Origin of the sequence: Paractinoplanes rishiriensis, assembly GCF_016862375.1 — a bacterium.
GTDB classification, from domain to species: Bacteria; Actinomycetota; Actinomycetes; order Mycobacteriales; family Micromonosporaceae; genus Actinoplanes; species Actinoplanes rishiriensis.
The window spans coordinates 64,366-84,666 of the sequence record NZ_BOMV01000051.1 but is presented as its reverse complement, the minus strand read 5'-3'; the positions used below and the strand labels follow the sequence as shown (position 1 = coordinate 84,666).

Genomic DNA, 20,301 nt, shown 5'->3' with positions numbered 1-20,301 from the left:
CCCATCCAACCACCCCGCCACCACCCTTAACCGGACTAACGGCTCCACTGCTGGGAGAGGTGCCCGGCCAGCTCACGGAGGCCGCGGGCGGGCTCGCGCAGGGCCGTCTCCTCGGAGCCGAAGTGCTCGGTCAGGGACAGCGTCTCGGTCACCCCGGCGCTGGCCGCCTCGCGGTAGCCGGTCTCGTTCCGGCCGCACAGCACGATGCAGGGCAGGCCCCGGTCGCGGGCCCCGTTGGCGATCCCGGCCACCACCTTGCCGCGCAGCGACTGATGGTCGAACGAGCCCTCGCCGGTGATCACGAGGCCGGCCGCGTCCAGTTCCTTCTCCAGGCCGATCGCGGTGCTGACCAGTCCGATGCCGGACACCACCCGGCCGCCCAGGGCGATCAGCGCGGCGCCGATGCCGCCGGCCGCGCCGCCGCCGGGGGCCCGCTGCAGGTCGGTCACGCCGAACGCCTTCTCCAGCACACCGGCGAACACCTCAAGCGCCGCGTCCAGCCGGTAGATGTCCTCGTCGGTGGCGCCCTTCTGCGGACCGTAGATCTTGCTGGCGCCGTGCAGGCCGGTGAGCGGGTTGTCGACGTCGGTGGCGGCGACCAGCCGGACGTCGCGCAGCCGGGGCGCACCGCCGAGCGCGGCGGCGGCGTTCAGATAGGCACCGCCGTACGGCACGGCGTAGCCGGCCGCGTCGACCGGGGCGGCACCGAGCGCGGCCAGCATCCCGGCGCCGGCGTCGTTCACCGCCGAGCCGCCCAGCCCGATGACCACCTCGGTGGCACCGGCCTCGACCGCCGCGGCGATCAGCAGGCCCAGCCCGTACGACGTCGCGGTGTTGGGGTTGCGCTCTTCGGAGTCGAGCAGGTGCAGGCCACAGGCTTGGGCACTCTCGAGGTATGCCGTGCCGCCGGCCAGCAGGATCTCACCCGGGGCGGGCCGGCCCAGCGGGTCGACCGTCTCGACGGGCAGCAGACGGCCGCCGAGGGCCCCGCTCAGGACCTCGACGAAACCGGGGCCGCCGTCGGAGAGCGGGCGACGGACCAGGTCGTCGGAACCCGACCAGCCCTCGGCTACGGCATCGGCGACGGCGGATGCGGACAGGGTGCCGGCGAACTTGTCCGGACAGATCAAAACGCGCACGTCCCAAGTGTCTCAGCCCACTGTTCACAAGGCCGATGACCGCACCGCGCTGTGCGACGATGACGTTGTGACTTCGCCCTGGATCGAGCCCGCGAACTCCGCCACCGCGCTGCTGCTGCTCGGCCGTGGGAGCGACCCCGCCTCGGAGCGCGGCGTCGACTGTCCCGGCGACCTGCCCGCAGCCAGCGACCCCGGCCTGGTGGCCCGGGCCACGGCGGCCAAGGCGGCGCTCGGCGACCGGGTGTTCGTGCTCGGCCACCACTACCAGCGCGACGAGGTCATCCAGTTCGCCGACGTGACCGGTGACTCGTTCAAGCTCGCGCGCGAGGCCGCGGCCCGGCCGTCCGCCGAGTTCATCGTGTTCTGCGGCGTGCACTTCATGGCGGAAAGCGCCGACATTCTGACCGATTCGTCCCAGAAGGTGATTTTGCCGGACCTCGCCGCCGGGTGCTCGATGGCCGACATGGCCGTCCTCGGTCAGGTGCAGACCGCCTGGGAACACTTCGAAGACCTGGACATCACTGAGCCTCCCCGCGGCGGAAAACCCCAGAAAACAAACCTCGCCAATGACATCATCCCGGTCACCTACATGAACTCGTCGGCCGACATCAAGGGCTTCGTCGGCCGCAACAAGGGCGTGGTGTGCACCTCGTCGAACGCGAAGCGCGCGCTGACCTGGGCGTACGAGCAAGGCAGTAAGGTTTTCTTCCTGCCCGACCAGCACCTCGGACGCAACACCGCGGTGCTCGAAATGGGCTTCGACCTCGACGACTGCGTGCTCTACGACCCGCACAAGCCGCAGGGCGGACTGACCGGCGAGCAGCTGCGCACGGCCCGGATGATCCTCTGGCGCGGGCACTGCTCGGTGCACGGCCGGTTCACCCTCGACAGCGTGCGTGAGGTGCGCGACCGGGTGCCCGGCGTCAACGTGCTGGTGCACCCGGAGTGCCGGCACGAGGTGGTCCGGGCCGCCGACCAGGTGGGCTCGACCGAATACATCATCCGGGCGCTCGACGCGGCACCGGCGGGGTCGGCCTGGGCGGTGGGGACCGAGCTCAACCTCGTACGCCGTCTGGCTCTTGCCCACCCGGACAAACAGATCACGTTCCTGGACCGGACGGTCTGCTACTGCTCCACGATGAACCGGATCGACCTGCCGCACCTGGTCTGGGCGCTGGAGGAACTGGTCGCCGGCCGGGTGCCCAACCAGATCACGGTGGACGAGGACACGGCACATCACGCGCGTGTCGCGCTGGACCAGATGCTCGCCCTGCCGTAACGGACGGTAGTCATCGAGATCCGCTGAGCACGGCCCCATCTTTCCGTCGTCTTAAGCATCTGTCCTAAACGTCAGTATTTCGCGTCGACCGGGCGTTGTGCCGACTTGCCGCCTTGTCACTCAGCGCTATGCTTCCCCGGTTGCAGAAACGGGTAACCCCCGCCCGCATCTCTGTCTCTCGATCAACCCGGGCGGACGCAACGCCCGCCGGCTGGAGGTTACGTTGACCGACGATGTGCTGGTTGTGCACGGCGGTACGCCGCTGCAGGGTCAGATCCGGGTCCGTGGCGCCAAGAACCTCGTCTCCAAGGCGATGGTCGCCGCGCTGCTCGGTGAGTCGCCGAGCCGCCTGTACGACGTGCCGCGCATCCGCGACGTCGAGGTCGTCCGCGGTCTGCTCGAACTGCACGGGGTGAAGGTCACCGACGGCGTCGACGACGGCGAACTGGTGATGGACCCCACCAACGTGGAAAGCGCCAGCACCGACGAGATCAACGTGCACGCCGGCTCGAGCCGGATCCCGATCCTGCTCTGCGGCCCGCTGCTGCACCGGCTCGGCCGCGCGTTCATCCCGGACCTGGGCGGCTGCCACATCGGCCCGCGCCCGATCGACTTCCACATCCAGTCGCTGCGCGAGTTCGGCGCGGTGGTCGACAAGGCGCCCGAGGGCATGCACCTGAGCGCGCCGAACGGCCTGCACGGCGCCAAGCTCGAACTGCCCTACCCCAGCGTGGGCGCCACCGAGCAGGTGCTGCTCACCGCGGTCCGCGCCGAGGGCGTCACCGAACTGCGCAACGCGGCCATCGAGCCGGAGATCATCGACCTGATCTGCATCCTGCAGAAGATGGGCGCGATCATCACGGTGCACACCGACCGGGTGATCGAGATCCAGGGCGTGCCCAAGCTGCACGGATACCAGCACCGGCCGATCCCGGACCGGATCGAGGCGGCCAGCTGGGCGGCGGCCGCGCTGGCCACCCGGGGCGAGATCGAGGTGCTCGGCGCCCGCCAGGCCGACATGATGACGTTCCTGAACGTGTTCCGTTCGATCGGCGGCGAGTTCCAGATCACCGACGACCGGGTCAGCCGGCCCGGCGTGACCGGCGTCGAGGGCGGCATCAAGTTCTGGCACCCCGGCGGCGACCTCCAGCCGGTCGCGCTGGAGACCGACGTGCACCCCGGCTTCATGACCGACTGGCAGCAGCCCATCGTGGTGGCGCTCACCCAGGCCCGCGGCCTTTCGATCATGCATGAGACCGTGTACGAGCAGCGGCTCGGCTACACCGACGCGCTCAACCAGATGGGCGCCACCATCCAGGTCTACCGGGACTGCCTCGGTGGCACCCCGTGCCGGTTCGGCCGCCGCAACTTCAAGCACTCCGCGGTCATCGCCGGCCCGTCCAAGCTGCACGCGGCCGACCTGATCATCCCCGACCTGCGGGCCGGCTTCGCCCACCTGATCGCGGCGCTGGCCGCCGAGGGCACCTCCCGGGTGCACGGCGTCGACCTGATCAACCGCGGCTACGAGGACTTCGAGAACAAGCTGGCCGCCCTGGGCGCCCACGTCGAACGCCTCTGACCCCCGGAGATTGAGCACGGAGATTAAGCACGATGCGCGGCGCGGTGTGAAACACACCGCGCCGCTTGGCTACTCTCCTACCGTGCCCTCGCTTTTTCGCCGCAAGCCAGCCGATGTCCCCGCCGCCGCCGAGGCCGCCGCGGAGGAGGTGCCCGACGCCGCCTCCCGGCCCAAGGGCTACACGCCCAGCAAGAAGGAGCTGGGCGTGACCACGCCGAAACGGCAGAGCACGGCCCGGCGGGTCACCGAGGCGGCTCCCGCCAACCGCCGCGAGGCGTACAAGCAGACGCGCGAACGCCAGCGCGAGGAGCGCGCCGAGGCCGCGGCCGGCATGCGCGCCGGCGACGAGCGCTACCTGCTGGCCCGCGACCGGGGCCCCGAGCGCGCCCTGGTCCGCAACATCGTCGACTCCCGGCGCACGGTCGGCACCTGGTTCTTCGGCGGCGCGCTGATCGTGCTGATCGGCACCACGATCCAGATCCCCGCGGTCCAGCTGGCGAGCAACCTGCTCTGGGCATTCCTGGCCGTCTCGGTGATCGTCGACAGCGTCCTGATCTCCCGGCGCATCAAAAAGCTGGTGCGCGAGCGTTTCCCGAAGACCGAGCAGCGGATCGGCGCCCTCCAGTTGTACGGCGTGATGCGTGCGCTGAGCTTCCGCCGCATGCGCATCCCGAAGCCCCAGGTCCAAATCGGCGACGCGATCTGACCCGGGGCCCCGGCGCCGCTACGGCACGCCGGCCAGGCGCAGCAGGGCCGCCGTGGCCGCGGCGGCCAGCACCACCACCACGAACGGGGCGCGGCGCCAGGCCAGGATCCCGCCGACCAGCACTCCGGCCGGCCGGGCCAGCCCCGCGAATTCCGTGCCCGCCATCAGCGTGGCCGTCCCGGCCAGCGCGGCGAGCAGCGCGGCGGCCGCCATCGGCAGCAGCCGTTGGAGCGTGTCGGAAAGCTTGAGGCGCTCGCCCAGCAGCACCCCACCGAGCCGCATGCTGTAGGTGCCGACTCCCAGCGCCACGATCGCCGCGATCAGCATGACTCCTCGCCTCCTTCTCCGTCACTCCGCCCGCCATTTTCGGATTTATCGCTTTTATCGCCCGGGCGATCGGTCGGCGCAGAGGCCGCCTGGAAAGGCGCGGAAGGCGCGGAAGCCGCGGAAGGCGGCGCGGAGGCCGACCCACCCGGCGCGGCCGACCCACCCGGCGCGGCCGACCCACCCGGCGCGGCCGGCGGCAAGGCGCGGCCGCTTTGTCGCGACGCCGACCGCCTCGGGCGGAACAGCGTGATCAACCCCACCAGCGCGCACATGACCGGCAGCCCGGCCGGCAACACCGGCGTCAGCAGCACCGCGATCCCGGCCCCCGTCAGCGCCACGGTCCGGGTAGCCCCGTCCCGCAGAGAGGGCATGATCAGGGCGATCAGCGCCGCCGGGAACGCCGCGTCCGCACCCAGCGCGTCCGGATTGCCGGTTGCTCCACCCAGCAGCACGCCCAGGGCGGTGCCGAGATTCCATGAGGTGAAGAGCGTGCAGCCGATCAGCCAGTAGGTGCGGCGGCGGCGGACCGGGTCCGGTTCGGCCAGGGTGAAGGCGACCACCTCGTCGGTCATCAGGTGGCTGCCGACGATGCGGTCGCGTTTGCGTCTGCCCATCGCGGTCGACACGGCCAGGCCGAAGGGCAGGTGCCTCGCGTTCAGCAGCAGGCCGGCCAGCACCGCGGCCAGCGGGTTGCCGGCCGCCAGCAGGCCGACGGCCAGGAACTGGGCGCCGCCCGCGAAAACCACCGTCGACATCAGGAACGGGACGTACGTGGGCAGGCCGTAGGCGATCGCGATGGCGCCGAACGACGCGCCCACCGCGATCATGGCGGCCGCGATCGTGGCGGCGTCGCGCAGCAGAGCGCGATCGACGCCGGCGAGCGTTCGCTGTAACGTACGCATGGTCTGAAATACTGAACGACGAGCCTAGCGTTCGTCAAATCGAACGCAACGATCGACGGAGCGAACATGCACGAGCCGGCGCCCCCGCTCGCCACCATCGCCGCGGCCCTGCGCCGGGAACGGGAACGGGTCGGCATCTCGATCGCCGAGCTGGCCCGGCGAGCCGGCCTGGCCAAGTCGACGTTGTCGCAGCTCGAGGCCGGCACCGGCAACCCCAGCATCGAGACACTCTGGTCGCTCGGGGTGGCGCTCGGGGTGCCGTTCAGCCGGCTGGTCGAGCCGCCGCCCACCCAGGTCCGGGTGATCCGGGCCGGCGAGGGGCCGAGGTTGCAGGCCGACCAGGCCGACTTCGTGGCCACCCTGCTCGCGGCCGGGTCGCCGCACACCCGGCGGGACATCTATGTGATGGAGCTCGAACCGGGCAAGTCACGCGAGGCCGAGGCCCACATTCCGGGCAGCGTCGAGCACATCGTGGTGTGCGCGGGACGGATCCGCACCGGTCCGGACGGCGACGAGGTCGAGCTTGGTCCGGGCGACTACATCACGTTCCCGGGCGACGTGCCGCACCACTACGAGGCCCTCGAGGACTCCTGGGCGGTCCTGGTCATGGAGCACCGTTAGCCGTGTAGAGGCGGGCCACCACGTCCTCGATGTCCGGCTCCACCAGCGACAGGTCGCGCACCGACGCCGCCGCCACCAGCGCCGCCACCGCACCGCCGGCCGACGTGCCGTCCAGCGCGAACGTCACCCGGTGCCCGTCCGCCTCCACCCCGGTCCGGGTCGCGCCGGGCAGCTCGAAGCCGGCCGGGAGCGGCTCGTCCAGGTCGGCGACCAGGCTGCGCCGCGAACCGTACCGGGCGTGCAGGGCCTCGATCGTGCCGTCGTGCACCACCCGGCCGTGGTCGATCACCACGAGGCGTTCGCACAGCCGCTCGATGTCGGCCAGGTCGTGCGTGGTCAGCACCAGCGTCACGTCGCCGGTCGCGCCCAACTCGGCCAGGAACGAGCGGACCGCCTGCTTGCTCACCACGTCCAGGCCGATGGTGGGCTCGTCCAGGAACAGCACCTGCGGGCCGTGCAGCAGCGCCGCGGTCAGCTCGCCGCGCATCCGCTGGCCCAGCGACAGCTGGCGGACCGGGGTGTCCATGAAGTCGTCCAGGCCGAGCAGGTCGCGGCAGCGGCGCAGCCGGGCCGCGTGTTCCGCCTCGGGCACCCGGTAGATGTGCCGCAGCAGCCGGAACGACTCGTGCAGCGGCAGGTCCCACCACAGCTGCGAGCGCTGGCCGAAGACCACGCCGATGCGCAGCGCCAGCCGGGTGCGCTGCGGCACCGGGGTGAGCCCGAACACCGAGACCTCGCCCGACGACGGGGACAGCACGCCGGTCAGCATCTTGAGCGTGGTCGACTTGCCGGCGCCGTTCGGGCCGATGTAGCCGACCATCTCGCCGGTCTCGATCGTGAGGCTGACCCCGTCCACGGCCGCGACGATGCGTTTCTCGCGGCGCAGGCGACCGGCCTTCACCCGTACGGTGAAATCTTTTCTCAGGTCTTGCATGCGAATCATGAGCCAGTACTCCGGTAATGACGGACGCCGGTGCGCCAGGCGAGAAAGGCGAGTCCGGCCGCGACCAGGGCGATCAGCGGTGACACAAATCCGGTCCAGCCCGGCAGGCCGAGCGGGTCCGGGCGGCCGAGCAGGGCCAGCGAGGGTTGATAGGCCACAAAACCAAAGCCGAGGGTGTACGCGAACAGCGCGCGGAACCAGGTGCCGTAAACCGTGATCGGGTACGAGGTGAAATCCCGGCCGCCGTACGTGAAACCGGCCCCGATCTCGCCCGACTCCACCCACCAGAACGCCAGGCTCGCGGTCGCCACGAAGATCGCGCCGAAGAACACCGCGGCGGCGAGCGGCGCCACCACGACCAGCAGCGCGCGCTCCGGCGTCCACGCGATGTCGTTGGCGACCAGCGCCGACACGTACACGATCACGCCGAAGACGAGCCGGAGCACCTTGCGCAGCGGCAGGTCCATGAACACGATCTGCGGCAGCACACCCAGCGGCCGCACCAGCACGGTGTCCAGGGTGCCCTTGCGCACGTACTCCTTCAACCGGTCGATGTTGCCGACCACCATGTCGGCAGCCACGAAGCCGGCCGCGGTGAGCCCGGTCATCAGCAACGCCTCGGCCAGGGTGAACCCGCCCACCTGCGCGGTCACCCGGTACAGCACGAAGACCGTGAGCACGTCGAGCACGGTGGCACCGAGATTGCCGAGGGTGTCGACCGCGAAGGAGGCACGGTAGGTGGCCACCGAGCGAATCTGGCCACCCACCAGGGCCAGGTACGCGCGTGCGTCAGCCACCCTGCACCACCAGCTTGCGCTCCGCCCGCCGCTGGACCAGGTGCGCGAGCGCCAACAGCACCACGGCCCACACCGCCTGCAACGCCACCAGCCCCGCCTGCAGAGCCGACGGATCGCGCTCGACCAGCACGTCGAGCGGCGTCTGCAGCAGGCCCGGCAACGGGGTGGCCACCCAGAGCGTGACGGCGAGCCAGTCCGGCAGCAGCCGCAGCGGGAAGTACAAGCCCGCCAGCACCCCCGAGCCCAGGGTCCAGAACGTGATCGGCCCGCGCGCGTCGTGCAGCCAGTAAGCGGTCGCGTTGACCAGGTAGCGGCAGCCGAAACTGCCGATCACGGCCAACACCACGGACAGGGCGAAAAGCGGGACGGTCTGGACCCGAGTGGGCACCGTCATCCCGAATACCAGGATGCCGACGGTCACCGGCGCCACGAATCTGGTCGCCATGCCGTGCAGTGCCCGGCCAAGGTCGGCGGCCAGGAAGGCGGTCACCGGCGAAATCGGACGTAACAGATCGGACGCGATGTCACCGGAGCGGATCCGGTCGTTCAGCTCATTCCACGACCAGATGCCGACGACGCTGAGCAGCCCCTGCCCCACCCAGACGTAGGTGACCAGCTGATCCGCGTCGTACCCGCCGGCCAGCGCCGCGCCGGCCCCCGCAGCCACCGCGAGCAGCACATAGCACCGGAGGAAGCCGAAGACTATGTTGGTGCACGTTCCGGCGATGGTCGCCTGCCGGTAGGTTGCGAACCTCCGGAAACCCGACCAGAGGAGCGCACCGAAAGTAGTAACGGAAGCGCGTAACGGTCGGCCGGGAGAGATCGTCGGCACGCTGGCGTCAATCCCGTCCACGCCGTTAATCTCCTCTCGAACCCCCCGCGGTGGAGCCGGGCGACTCTACCCAGATCTCCCCACGACCACCGCACATTTTCTGACGAAGTGGAATTTCGCTGTGACGGAGCGTCGCCAGCCGCCGGGCCCTCAGCCGAGTGCCCGATGAACGGCTGGAGCTCCCAGATCGGCGACGACCGCTGGGGCGACGAGCCGGCCTGGGTCTACGAGATCACCTGGGAGTGGGAGCCCTTGCCCGGCCAGCGCTACCCGGGCGACCCCGGCCGCCGAAAGGCCGTGCACACCCCGATCTACGAGGCCGCGCCCACCGAGGCATACGGCTCCCCGCAGCGCCCTGCGTATGGCCGCCCCGAAAGCCAGTACCGCGACGGCCAAGCGCGCGACAGCCAAGCCCGCGACAGCCAGTACCGTGACAGCCACCCCCGGGACGGCCAGCCCCGTGAAGGCCAGCCCCGGGACCGCCAGCCCCGTGAAGGCCAGCCTCGGGACCGCCAGCCCCGTGAAGGCCAGCCTCGGGACGGCCAACCGTCCGGCGCTGGCCGGCCGCCCGCGGGCCCGCACCCGCCGCAGTTCCGCCCCGGACCGCAGGTGCCGGTCACTCCCGGCCGCTCCACGCCGTCTGCCGCGCCCGGCCGCTCCGCCTCGCCCGGCGCTCCCGGCCGCTCCACGCCGCCTAGTGGTCCCGGCCACTCCGTCTCGCCCAGCGCTCCCGGCCGCTCTACGCCGCCCGGCGCCCCGGGTCAGCCGCCCACCGGCGCCGCTCCCGGCCGCGCTTCGATCCCCGGCATGTCTCAGGGCGGCCAGCAGCAGCCGCCCTCGGGCACCACGCCGGGCCGCGCGTCCATCCCCGGCATGCCCCGCCGCCCGTCGATCCCCGGCCAGCAGTCACCCGCGCCCGGCGGCCGCCCGGCCCCGGTCTCGCCAGCCGACCAGGGCGTCTACGGCGGTTCGCGCCCTTACTACGGCCGGCGTCCCGACGACACCGAGCAGGTGCCCCGGCAGGTGCCCGGCCAGCGCCCGGTGTCTCCCGCCGACCAGGGCGTGTACGGCAGCGCCCGCCCGGCACCGGCCGACGCTTTCCCGGCCTATCCCGACGCGCCGCAGCGTGGCACCGGCCGCCGTCCCGAGCAGCCGTTCGACCTGCGACCGGCACCCGAACTCGGCTCACCCGCTCCGTCGCGCCCGGCCCCGCAACCGACCCGGATGACCCCGGCCCAGCCGGCGCAGCCGCCCGCGCCGGTCTACCCGCCGGTGCCCGGCCAGGCCCGCCCGGTGTCGGCCCAGCCGTCCGAGGCATCCGGTTACGCACCGCGCCCAGTGTCCGGAACCTCGCCCTATCCCCAAGGCACCCCGCCACCCGGTCCCCGGCCCGTGTCCGGCTACCCGCAACAGCATGACACCAGCCCGCGCCCGGTATCCGGCTATCCACAGCAGACCGGTTATCCACACCAGCAGGACGCCGGCCCAGGCCCCGTATCCCGCTATCCACAGTCACCCGGCTATCCACAGTCGGATGCCGGCCCGCGCCCGGTGTCCGGCTATCCACAGTCGCAAGACGCCGGCCCACGGTCCAGGTCCGGATATCCCCAGCAACAAGAACCTGGCCCGCGGCCGGTGTCCGGGTATCCACAGCAGCAGGACGCCGGGCCGCGACCGGTATCAGCGCCGACTGGTTACCCACAGCGGGACGCCGGAGCGCGGCCTGTTTCAGCGCCGTCGGGCTACGCGCAGCAGCCCGCCGCGCAGCAGCCCGCCGCGCCGCAGCCGCCGCACCGGGAGGCCGCGCCCCGGCCGGTGTCCGGGCACCCGCAGCACCAGGACGCCGGCGCCCCGCCGGTGTCGACGCCGGCGCGGCCCACCACGGGCGGGCCGGGCTACCCGCCGAGCGAGGCGAACCTCGGCGCGCTCGCGCCGGTCACGGCGCCGCCATACGACACGTCGAACGAGCCGGTCACCGCGCCGCCCGCAAACCTGTCTGCCGCCCCGCCCGCGACTGAGGAAGAGCACGGTCTGGGCTGGTTGCTTTCGATGAGCGGCCTGGGCGCAAGCACACCCGTGCCGCCCGAGACACCCCAAGCCGAAGCGCCGGTCGCCGGGGTCCCGGTGGCCGGGGCAACCCCGACACCCGAGCCGGTGGCGGAACCGGTGCCGGAACCCGAGCCTGCGACGGACGCCGCGCCAGCAGCTGACGCCGGGCCCACAGCGGACGCCCGGCCGACACCAGACGCCCGGCCCACAGCGGACGCCCGGCCCACAGCGGACGCCCGGCCCACAGCGGACGCCCGGCCCACAGCGGACGCCCGGCCGACACCAGACACCCGGCCGACACCACCGGACGCCACGCCGGTCGCCGGCCGCGAACCCGAGCCGAAGCCGCAACCGGCACCAGGGTCGGGCGAGGCACGGGCCACCGAGGCGGCCGGGGAAGCCGAACCGGTGAGTGCCGCACCGGTCAAGCCGAGCTGGTTCGCCCCGGGCTCCGGTGCCCAGCCGATCGTCAACCCGGCCGCGCGGACGACCGAGGCAACCAGCCCGGTGGCACCCGAGCCCGCCGCCCCCAGCAGCGCGTCGGACAGCGGCATGCCGAGCGCGGGACGGCCGCTCAGCGCCGGACCGGTCAGCCCTGGTCCGCTCAGCGCAGCCGCGACCACCACCGCGCCGACCACCGCGGCCGCGACCACCGCCGCGCGGACTAGCGCCGCTCCGGCCAGCCCCGCTCCGGCCAGCCCTGCGGCCGTTCCCAGCCCTGCGGCCGTTCCCAGCAGCGACGCCGACAGCGGCCACTCCGCTAGCGCTGCACCGGTTAGCCCCTCGCCTTTCATCGGCGGCTACTCCAGCGCTGACTCCATCAGCGCGGCACCGGTCAGCGCCACGCCTGTGAGCGCATCACCCGCCAGCACCGCACCCGTCAGCGCACCCCCCGCACCCGCCGACCCAGCGCCCATCAGCGCCGCGCCCACCAGCCCCGCACCCACCAGCCCCGCAAGCGGGCCTCCGGATAGCGGGTCTTCATCAGGCGTATCCTCGGCAGGCGCGGTGCCCGTCAGCGTCGCCCCCAGCAGCGCGACTCCGGTCAGCGCTTCCCCCAGCAGCGCCGTCCCTGTCAGCGCGGCTCCAAACAGCGCGGCCCCGGTCAGCGCGACACCCGCCAGCGCGACACCCATCAGCCCGGCCTCAGTCAGCCCGGCCTCAGTCAGCGCGACCCCCGTGAGCGCCGCCCCGGTCAGCGCTGCACCGTTCAGCGACGCCTCCACCAGCACCGACCCCATCAGCGCCGCACCGGCAAGCGCCCCGCCGAGCAGCACCACACCGGTCAGCCCAAGCCCGATCCACAATGAGGCGACCACAACCGGAGCTGCAACAGCGACCGATAGCCCCCAGCCCACCACGAACAATGGCGAAGAACTCGATGGGGAAGAGCCCGTCGAGGCCGAACTCGTCGACCACCGTCCGGTGGACGCCATGTGGGTCGAAGCCGAAGTAGTCACCGCCGCCCCGGAACCCACCCCGGCCGATCCGACCAAGCCCCCCGCAGAAACCAAGCCCACAGAAACCAAGCCCGCAGATATTAAGCCCGCAGATATTGAGTCCGCGGGAACAACCGCCCCCAAGCCGAGCACCGACCCCGGCGAAGAGGCCAAGCCCTCCCGCACCCCAGGCGCCATCGTTCCGGTCCGGGCGCCGCTACGGCAGCGGAAACCGCAGGACGTCGAAGTTCAAAGTCGCCGCTCCGACCCGGAGCTCGTGCTGGCCACGTACCCCTGGGTCTTTGATCCGGAGACGCTGCGTGAGCAGGTCGATGAGAGTGACCAACTCTGGGTTGTCATCGATCGGCTCACCGACAAGCTGGAGTATGCCGAGCGCGACGCCGTCCGCGCCCGCCTGCTCAGCCTCCGTGCTGTCGCGGGGCGGCTGCTGGGCGAGCTGGACGATGCTCTCGCCGACGGGCAGGCCGCGGTGCAGCACGCCCAGGCGACCGGTGAGCTGCGGCGGACCGCGATCGCTCAGGCACGGCTGGCGCACGTTCTGCACTGGCGTGGGGATTACGCCGCGGCGGACCGGCTCTACGCCGAGGCTAATTCGCCGGAACTTCCCGGGCGGCTGCGGGCCGAGATCCACGAGTTGTCCGGGCGTTCGGCGTTTGAGCAGGGGCGCTATCTGGAGGCCATGAACCACTTCGAGGGGGCGCTGGACCTGCGCAAGGGCGCCGACCCGGACCTGGTCGAGCGGATCGAGGTGGCGCTGGACACCATTGCCCGGCGGACCGTGTCGGAGTGGGGGCCGTACCCGCGCACCCGGGACGAGATCCTCGGGCGCACCGAGGCCCCGCGGCCGCTGCGGGACGAGCGTTCCGGGCTTTGGGGGTACGTGGGAGCGGTGCCGCCCCAGTTCGCCCAGGCGCAACCGTTCGCGGACGGCGTGGCGTGGGTGCGCCGGCCCGAGTCGCCGGCCTGGGAGCTGATCGACGAGAACGGCGAGATGCTCATCGACGCGTCGTCCGGTTATCTGGCCGCCGAGCGGTTCGCCGAAGGTTTGGCCTGGGTGTCGCGGGACGAAGGCGGCGGCTGGTACGCGATCGACCGCAAGAACCGGCTGATCGTGCCGGGCGGATTCGAGGACGCCAAGCCCTTCCACCACGGGCTCGCGCTGATCCGGCGCGGCGGCTGGGGCGTGATCGACCGGCACGGGCGGGTCGTGGTGCAGCCGCGGTACCGGGCCATCGTCACGAACCTGGTGGACGGCGGGCCGATCGAGGGCTTCACCGACGAGGGGCTCGCGGTGGTCGACGCCGGCGACCGGTACGGCGTGGTGGACCGCACCGGCCAGCTGATCGTCGCCCCGGTGCACGCCGAGGTCGTGGTGCACCCGGTGGCGTTCCTGGTGTCCGACCAGTATGGCCTGTGGGGCGCGCTGGACCGCAACGGCGAGCCGCTGATCGAGCTCACGTTCAAGGAGCAAAGCGCCGTCCTGGAGGAGATTGATCGGCTGCTGACGGACGGCCGGCCCGTGCTCTGAGTAGGGTCGGACCATGGAGTTCCGTCATCTCGGCCGTTCCGGCCTGCTGATCAGCGAGATCGCCTACGGCAACTGGATCACCCACGGGTCCCAGGTGGAGGAGGACGCCGCGCTCGCCTGCGTGCGGGCCGCCCTCGACGAAGGCATCACCACGTTCGACACCGCGGATGTCTATGCGGGCGGCCGCGCCGAGGAGGTGCTGGGCCGGGCGCTCAAGGGCGAACGCCGTCCGGGCTTGGAGATCTTCACGAAGGTCTACTGGCCGACCGGGCCGGGGCCGAACGACCGCAGCCTGTCCCGCAAGCACATCATGGAGTCGATCGACGCGTCGCTGGGCCGGCTCCAGACCGACTACGTCGACCTCTACCAGGCGCACCGCTACGACTACACGACGCCGCTCGAGGAGACCATGCAGGCGTTCGCCGACGTGGTCCGCTCCGGCAAGGCGCTCTACATCGGCGTGTCCGAGTGGACCGCGTCCCAGCTGCGGGCCGGCTGGGAGCTCGCGCAGGACCTCAAGATCCCGTTCGTCTCCAACCAGCCGCAGTACTCGATGCTGTGGCGGGTGATCGAGGCCGAGGTCGTGCCCACCTCGATCGAGCTGGGGCTGAGCCAGGTGGTCTTCTCGCCGATCGCGCAGGGCATCCTGACCGGCAAATACGAGGTGGGCAAGGAGCCGCCGGCCGGTTCCCGGGCCACCGACGAGGCCGGCGGTGCCACCTTCATCTCGCGGATGATGAACGACGAGACGCTGACCGCGGTGCAGCAGCTCAAGCCGCTGGCTCAGGAGGCCGGGCTGTCGATGGCCCAGCTGGCGGTGGCCTGGGTGCTGCAGAACGAGAACGTGGCCGCGGCCATCATCGGCGCATCCCGTCCGGAGCAGGTCAAAGACAACGTCAAAGCATCAGGTGTACGCCTGGAGCCCGGCCTCATGAAGGCGGTCGACGACGTGTTGGGCGCCGTGACCGAGCGGGACCCGGCCAAGACGATCAGCCCGGCCCGCCGGCCGTAGTGGTGCGTGCGTTTCTGGTCCGGCGCTCAGCTGGACCAGAAACGCATCAGTTGCAGGCCGGTCTGGATCAGCACCTCGGAGAGTCCGATCTTTTCGGACAGCCAGAACACCACGTCGAAGAACCACTGGCCCAGCTTCGTCTGCCACAGCGCCAGGAAGAGCAGGATGAAGCCGTACGGGGCGAACAGGTTCCATGCGCGCTGGTAGGCCGGGCTCATCCAGGGCGCCAGGATGCTGCCGCCGTCCAGGCCGGGAATCGGCAGCAGGTTGAGCACGCTTGCGGTGACCTGGAGGAACGCCAGCGCCGCCAGGGCACACCAGAACTCCAGGTGGGACCGGTCACCGGCGACGCTGAACTGGCCGTTGCCGGCCTCGACCAGCTGCGGGCCCAGCCCGATCAGGAACGGGAACGCCACCACCACCGCCAGGATCACGTTGGTGAGCGGGCCGGCCGCGCTGATCAGCGAGTCCTTGAGCCGGCTGCGGATGTACCGGTGGTCGACCCAGACCGCACCGCCGGGCAGGCCGATGCCGCCCAGGATGACCACGACCACCGGCAGCACGATGGACAGCAGCGGGCTGGTGTATTTCAGCGGGTTGAGCCGCAGGTAACCCCGGTCGGCCACGGACTTGTCGCCGGAGAAGTAGCCCACCACGGCGTGCGCGTACTCGTGCAGGCAGAGCGACACGAGCCAGCCGGTGACGATGAAGAGGAACACGTCGATCCGGACGTTGCCGAACCCGCTCCAGGTCATCCAGCCGCTGACCGCAAAGACCGCCACGATGCCGACGAACACCGGGCTCGGTATGAACGCGTTGCGCGGTGTCCTGGTGTAAACCGGCTCGTAGGTCATGTCAGTCCGCCGGCAGCAGGCTCATCCGGTAGTCGACCCGGTCGTCCTCGATCAGCACGACCTGGGCCACCCCGGAGCCGACGAGTTCGCGCCACTCCTGGCCGATCCACGACTCGGCGTCGGCCTGGCTGCTGAACGTCTCGCCCGGTCCAGCGACCGGCTGACCGTCGACGTTCTCGTACCGCCAACTCCACGGCATGCGCCGTCCCCCTCCGTCTGTGCTCGGTGCACTTCCACCCTACGGCGTCCGCAAGTGCGGCCCGGCCTTAAGGTACGGGGCATGTCCGATGATCGGTGGAGCACGGCCCTGGTGCTCGGCGGGATCCGTTCCGGCAAGTCCGCGTTCGCCGAGGCCCTGGTGGCGGACGCCACCTCGGTGCGCTATGTGGCGACCGCGGTCGGCGGCGAGGACGACCCGGAGTGGCTGGACCGGATCGAGGCCCATCAACGCCGCCGGCCGCAGACCTGGTCGACCGAGGAGACCGGCGCCGACCCCACCCGGCTGGCCGCGCTGCTGACCGAGGCCAAGCCGGACGACACGCTGCTGGTCGACGACCTGGGCGGCTGGGTGACCGGCCTGCTCGACCCGGCCCGGCAGCCGAACGACGACCAGGCCGACGTGGCCGCGCTGGCCGCCGCGGTGCGCGCCTGCACCGCCCGGGTGGTGCTGGTCAGCCCCGAGGTGGGGCTGTCGCTGGTGCCCACCACGCCGGTGGGCCGGGCGTTCACCGACGCGCTCGGCACCACCAACGAGGCGCTCGCCGAGGTGTGCGACCGGGTGGCGTTCGTGGTAGCCGGGCGGCCGGTCTGGCTCAAGGGCGCCGACTACCCCGAGGCCCCGGCCCCGGACCCGGCTCCGGTCCCGGTGATGGAGGATCTCCCCGAACCCCACCTGGTCGTCCCCGAGGTCACCGAGGCGCCGGTCGCACCCGCCCCCGCCGCGGTCGCCGCCGCGCTCGAGGAGCCCACCCAGGTGTTGCCGGTCATCGGCGGCGGCGTGGCGATCGAACCCGGCATGGACCTGCCGCTGCCGCACAGCGACACCGGACCGGACGCCCGCGACCGCCTGGTGAGCCTCGACTTCGCCGGCGCCGGCCTGGGCAGCCTGGTGGAGGCGGTCGAGTTCGCGGCCGCCACCCAGCGCACCACGATCCCCCAGCCGTGGGCGTCGGTGCGGGTCCTGCTGATCTCGGGCAGCCACGCGGGCGGCGCCGCGGCCGGCGACGACCCGGCCGACGCCGAGCGCCGCGTCGCCGACGTCGAGCGCGGCGAGGGCGTGCTGAGCCGTCTGGCCGGCGAGGCCGGCGCCGACATCGCGGTGCTGCGGGTGGCCCCCGCCGGCCCGATCGAGGACGGCCCGGTGCTCGACGAGCCGGCCGTCGAGGTCGCGCTGCGCCAGGGCTGGCGGCTGGCCGAGGCGGCCGCCGACGCCGGCCGCGACCTGCTGGTGCTGGCCTCCATCGGGGTCGGCACCGACGCGGTGGCCGCGGCGGTCTCGGCGGCGGTCACCGGCTCCGAACCGGTCGCCGTGCTGCCCCGCGTGCTGCGTCCGGGCGGCACGTTCGACGACGAGTCCTGGATGCGCCGCTGCGCCGCGGTCCGCGACGCCCTGCACCGGATCCGGCACGAGGCGCGCGGCGCCAAGGACATCCTGCGCCATCTGGGCGGCGCCGACCTGGCGGTGGCCACCGGCGCACTGCTGGGCGCCGCCTCCCGGCGCCTGCCGGTGCTGCTGGACGGCCCGGTCGGCATCGCGGCCGGCCTGGTGGCCCGCGACCTGGCCAGCCAGGTGCGGCACTGGTGCCTGCTGCCGGACACCGGCAGCCTCACGCTGGTCCGGCAGGGTTCCGACGTGCTGGGTCTCACCCCCGTGCTCGACCTGCGCCTCGGCCTCGGCGAGGGCGCGAACGCGCTGGCCGCCCTGCCCCTGCTGCGCTCCGCGGTGGGCCTGGCCGCGGCTGCCCAGGTCCACCCGTCCCTGCTGGCCGGCCAGGACGTCCCCGACGACCTCCTGGCCCCGGTCGACGTCCCCGACGACGAAATCCCCGGCGAGCCCATTGACGGGGCCGTCGAAACCCTCGCCGAAGACGGCAGCACCACGCTGACCGTCCCGAACGACCCCGAAGTCGACCTGTCCGAGCCCGACCCGCACGGCCCAGGCCCGGCCACCACCGAACCCACCCCGGACCCGGACACTCCAGAGCCGGACCGGCCGCGCCCGAGCACCCCCGGGGAATGACCGGCCGCGCCGGCGACGCGGCGGCGGGTCTGCGGCTCGCGTTCACCACGCTGACCGTGCTGCCGGTGCGGCCCGGCCGGGTGGACCGGCCGGCCGCGGCGGTCGCCATGAGCGTGGCGCCGCTCGTCGGTGCCGTCCTCGGCGCGCTCCTGGGCGGCCTGCTGTGGCTGCTGCGCGAAGCGGGCGCGCCCACCCTGGTGGCCGCCGCCGTGACCGTCGCGGCGGGTGCCCTGCTAACCCGGGGCCTGCATCTCGACGGCCTGGCCGACACGGTCGACGCGCTGGGTTCCTACCGGACCGGCGACGCCGCCCTGGACATCATGAAGAAGCCGGACATCGGGCCGTTCGGCGTCGCGGCCGTCGCCCTCGCCCTGCTGATCCAGACCGCCGCCGTGGCCACCGCAGGCCTCTTGGCAGTCGTGGTGGCCTGGACCGCCGGCCGCCTCGCGATCACCGTGGCCTGCCGACGCGGGGTGCCACCGGCCCGCCCGCAGGGTCTGGGCGCGCTCGTGGCCGGCACGGTCCCCATCCCGGTGGCAGCAACCATCGCGGCCATCGTCGTGGTCGCCGCGGCCGCCGCCGTGCCGGGCCGTCCGTGGCAGGGCCCGGCCTGCGTCGTCGCCTCACTGTCGGCGGTGGTCCTGCTGGTGCGTCATGCCGTACGCCGGTTCGGTGGCATCACGGGCGACGTGCTGGGCGCGGCCGTCGAGCTAGCCACCACAGCAACCCTGATCGGCCTGTCCTTCCGCTAAAACCAACGCCCGGACGGCGGCCAGCGGACGGCGGCCAGCGGACGGCGGCTAGCGGACCGAGGGCTGGACGAACGGCGGCTTCACGACGCGGGCCTCGATGCGCCGGCCGCGGACGTCGATTTCGACGAGGTCGCCGTCGCTGATCCCGGCCGCGGTGTCGAGCAGGGCCAGCGCGATACCGACCTTCCTGGTGGGCGAGAACGTGCCGCTCGTCGTCTCGCCGATGCGCTGCTCGCCCGCGTACACCTGCATGTGACCGCGGGGAATGCCGCGCCCGGTGAGTTCCAGTCCGCGCAGGAGGCGACGCGGACCCTCGCTCTTTTCGGCGCTGAGCGCCGCCTTGCCCCAGAACTCGGGCTTGGACCAGCCGACGGCCCAGCCGCAGCGGGCCTGCACCGGGCTGATCTCCAGCGAGAGGTCCTGGCCGTGCAGCGGGTAGCCCATCTCGGTGCGCAGCGTGTCGCGGGCGCCCAGGCCGCACGGCTGCACGCCGGCCTCGACCAGCGCGTCCCAGACCGCGCCGGCGGCATCCCAGGGCACCACCAGTTCGTAGCCGTGCTCGCCGGTGTAACCGGTGCGGCAGACGATGAGGTCGGTGCCGCCGAACGCGGCCGTGGCGAACGACATGTAGCCGTGCTCGGTGGGCAGCCCGAGCTTGGCGAGCACCTCGGCGGAGCGCGGGCCCTGCACGGCCAGCACCGCGTGCTGCCGGTGCTCGTCGGTCACCGTCAGCCCGGCGGGAGCGGCGGCGGCCAGGCGGCGTACCACCTCGGCGGTGTTCGCCGCGTTCGGAATGAGAAAGACGTGGTCGTCGCCGAACAGGTACGCGATGAGGTCGTCGACCACGCCGCCGCCCTCGTCGCAGCAGAGCGTGTACTGCGCCTTGCCGGGCTCGATGCGGCCCAGGTCGTTGCTGAGGCAGGAGTTGACGAAGTCGGCGGCGCCGGCTCCGCGAACCCGGGCTTTGCCCAGGTGGGAGACGTCGAACACGCCGGCCGACTCGCGGACCGCGGCGTGCTCGCGCAGGACCCCGCCGCCCGCATACTCCAGGGGCATCTCCCAGCCGCCGAAGGCGGCGAATTTGGCACCCAGCGCGACATGCCGGTCGTGCAGCGGTGAGCGGAAAAGGTCATCGGCAACGTCGGCAGACATGAGAGTCAACTTACCCGTGACCTTGGGAGTCGTTATTGTCGCGGGGATGCCCGTTTCCCCCTCGGCGCGATCGCGCCGGGGACTGCCCGACCAGCCGGCCACCCATGAGGCCGCCGGCCCCGAAGTCCGC

Annotated in this window: 19 protein-coding genes; 8 read left to right on the top strand and 11 right to left on the bottom strand. The window is 72.2% G+C overall.

All coding sequences use genetic code 11. The annotated features are described in order from the left end of the window. Positions 1-35 precede the first annotated feature (35 nt). Positions 36-1,139, bottom strand: coding sequence for a glycerate kinase family protein (locus Ari01nite_RS21170; RefSeq protein WP_203783038.1), 1,104 nt, complete (start codon positions 1,137-1,139; stop codon positions 36-38). 67 nt (positions 1,140-1,206) lie between these two features. Here Ari01nite_RS21170 and nadA point away from each other — a divergent pair, with 67 nt between their 5' ends. From nadA to Ari01nite_RS21155, 3 genes are all read left to right on the top strand, one after another. After that, entirely contained in the window at positions 1,207-2,418 is a 1,212-nt protein-coding gene (gene nadA / locus Ari01nite_RS21165; protein WP_203783036.1) for a quinolinate synthase NadA, read from the top strand. A gap of 223 nt (positions 2,419-2,641) precedes the next feature. After that, a complete protein-coding gene (gene murA, locus Ari01nite_RS21160; protein WP_203783034.1) occupies positions 2,642-3,997 on the top strand; it encodes a UDP-N-acetylglucosamine 1-carboxyvinyltransferase in 1,356 nt (451 codons plus the stop codon). A gap of 82 nt (positions 3,998-4,079) precedes the next feature. Further along, complete coding sequence (locus Ari01nite_RS21155; protein ID WP_203783025.1) at positions 4,080-4,703, top strand: DUF3043 domain-containing protein; 624 nt, start codon at positions 4,080-4,082, stop codon at positions 4,701-4,703. Positions 4,704-4,721: 18 nt separating this feature from the next. On the opposite strand, the gene Ari01nite_RS21150 is transcribed toward Ari01nite_RS21155, so the two are convergent. Then, complete coding sequence (locus Ari01nite_RS21150; RefSeq protein WP_203783023.1) at positions 4,722-5,030, bottom strand: AzlD domain-containing protein; 309 nt, start codon at positions 5,028-5,030, stop codon at positions 4,722-4,724. Continuing rightward, complete coding sequence (locus Ari01nite_RS21145) at positions 5,024-5,932, bottom strand: AzlC family ABC transporter permease (RefSeq protein WP_203783020.1); 909 nt, start codon at positions 5,930-5,932, stop codon at positions 5,024-5,026. The genes Ari01nite_RS21150 and Ari01nite_RS21145 overlap by 7 nt, the downstream gene beginning before the upstream one ends. A 66-nt stretch (positions 5,933-5,998) precedes the next feature. Between Ari01nite_RS21145 and Ari01nite_RS21140 the strand changes: the two genes are divergently transcribed. After that, the gene (locus Ari01nite_RS21140) at positions 5,999-6,553 is read left to right on the top strand and encodes a helix-turn-helix domain-containing protein (RefSeq protein ID WP_203783018.1); all 555 of its coding nucleotides are present in this window, start codon (positions 5,999-6,001) and stop codon (positions 6,551-6,553) included. On the opposite strand, the gene Ari01nite_RS21135 is transcribed toward Ari01nite_RS21140, so the two are convergent. The 5 genes from Ari01nite_RS21135 to Ari01nite_RS21115 form a co-directional block, all read right to left on the bottom strand. After that, positions 6,537-7,496, bottom strand: a complete 960-nt coding sequence (locus tag Ari01nite_RS21135) for an ABC transporter ATP-binding protein (RefSeq protein ID WP_203783016.1) — start codon at positions 7,494-7,496, stop codon at positions 6,537-6,539. The two genes, Ari01nite_RS21140 and Ari01nite_RS21135, sit on opposite strands and share 17 nt — an antisense overlap. Beyond that, positions 7,493-8,293, bottom strand: coding sequence for an ABC transporter permease (locus Ari01nite_RS21130; RefSeq protein WP_203783009.1), 801 nt, complete (start codon positions 8,291-8,293; stop codon positions 7,493-7,495). Before Ari01nite_RS21130 ends, Ari01nite_RS21135 begins: the two co-directional genes overlap by 4 nt. Continuing rightward, positions 8,286-8,960 (bottom strand): ABC transporter permease, encoded by a 675-nt coding sequence (locus Ari01nite_RS21125; RefSeq protein ID WP_239162891.1) that lies wholly within the window; start codon positions 8,958-8,960, stop codon positions 8,286-8,288. Before Ari01nite_RS21125 ends, Ari01nite_RS21130 begins: the two co-directional genes overlap by 8 nt. A gap of 2,060 nt (positions 8,961-11,020) precedes the next feature. Then, a complete protein-coding gene (locus Ari01nite_RS21120; RefSeq protein WP_203783007.1) occupies positions 11,021-11,968 on the bottom strand; it encodes a hypothetical protein in 948 nt (315 codons plus the stop codon). Positions 11,969-11,974: 6 nt separating this feature from the next. Next, complete coding sequence (locus Ari01nite_RS21115) at positions 11,975-12,454, bottom strand: pentapeptide repeat-containing protein (RefSeq protein WP_203783006.1); 480 nt, start codon at positions 12,452-12,454, stop codon at positions 11,975-11,977. 436 nt (positions 12,455-12,890) lie between these two features. On the opposite strand from Ari01nite_RS21115, the gene Ari01nite_RS21110 reads away from it, so the two are divergent. Continuing rightward, complete coding sequence (locus Ari01nite_RS21110) at positions 12,891-14,162, top strand: WG repeat-containing protein (protein ID WP_203783005.1); 1,272 nt, start codon at positions 12,891-12,893, stop codon at positions 14,160-14,162. A gap of 13 nt (positions 14,163-14,175) precedes the next feature. Further along, entirely contained in the window at positions 14,176-15,174 is a 999-nt protein-coding gene (locus Ari01nite_RS21105; protein ID WP_203783004.1) for an aldo/keto reductase family protein, read from the top strand. A gap of 26 nt (positions 15,175-15,200) precedes the next feature. Here the strand turns inward: Ari01nite_RS21105 and Ari01nite_RS21100 are convergent, their stop codons facing one another. Continuing rightward, positions 15,201-16,028: a site-2 protease family protein gene (locus Ari01nite_RS21100; RefSeq protein ID WP_203783003.1), complete on the bottom strand. Its 828-nt coding sequence runs from the start codon at positions 16,026-16,028 to the stop codon at positions 15,201-15,203. 1 nt (position 16,029) lies between these two features. After that, positions 16,030-16,227 (bottom strand): hypothetical protein, encoded by a 198-nt coding sequence (locus Ari01nite_RS21095; protein ID WP_203783002.1) that lies wholly within the window; start codon positions 16,225-16,227, stop codon positions 16,030-16,032. 81 nt (positions 16,228-16,308) lie between these two features. Between Ari01nite_RS21095 and Ari01nite_RS21090 the strand changes: the two genes are divergently transcribed. Both Ari01nite_RS21090 and Ari01nite_RS21085 read left to right on the top strand, forming a co-directional pair. After that, the gene (locus Ari01nite_RS21090; RefSeq protein WP_203783001.1) at positions 16,309-18,267 is read left to right on the top strand and encodes a bifunctional adenosylcobinamide kinase/adenosylcobinamide-phosphate guanylyltransferase; all 1,959 of its coding nucleotides are present in this window, start codon (positions 16,309-16,311) and stop codon (positions 18,265-18,267) included. Continuing rightward, positions 18,264-19,019 carry an adenosylcobinamide-GDP ribazoletransferase gene (locus Ari01nite_RS21085; RefSeq protein ID WP_203783000.1) on the top strand — a complete coding sequence of 252 codons (756 nt, stop codon included), beginning with the start codon at positions 18,264-18,266 and terminating at the stop codon, positions 19,017-19,019. The genes Ari01nite_RS21090 and Ari01nite_RS21085 overlap by 4 nt, the downstream gene beginning before the upstream one ends. A gap of 48 nt (positions 19,020-19,067) precedes the next feature. On the opposite strand, the gene gcvT is transcribed toward Ari01nite_RS21085, so the two are convergent. Beyond that, on the bottom strand, positions 19,068-20,171 hold the full coding sequence (gene gcvT / locus Ari01nite_RS21080) for a glycine cleavage system aminomethyltransferase GcvT (RefSeq protein ID WP_438872206.1): 1,104 nt from the start codon (positions 20,169-20,171) through the stop codon (positions 19,068-19,070). Between the last annotated feature and the right edge of the window lie 130 nt (positions 20,172-20,301).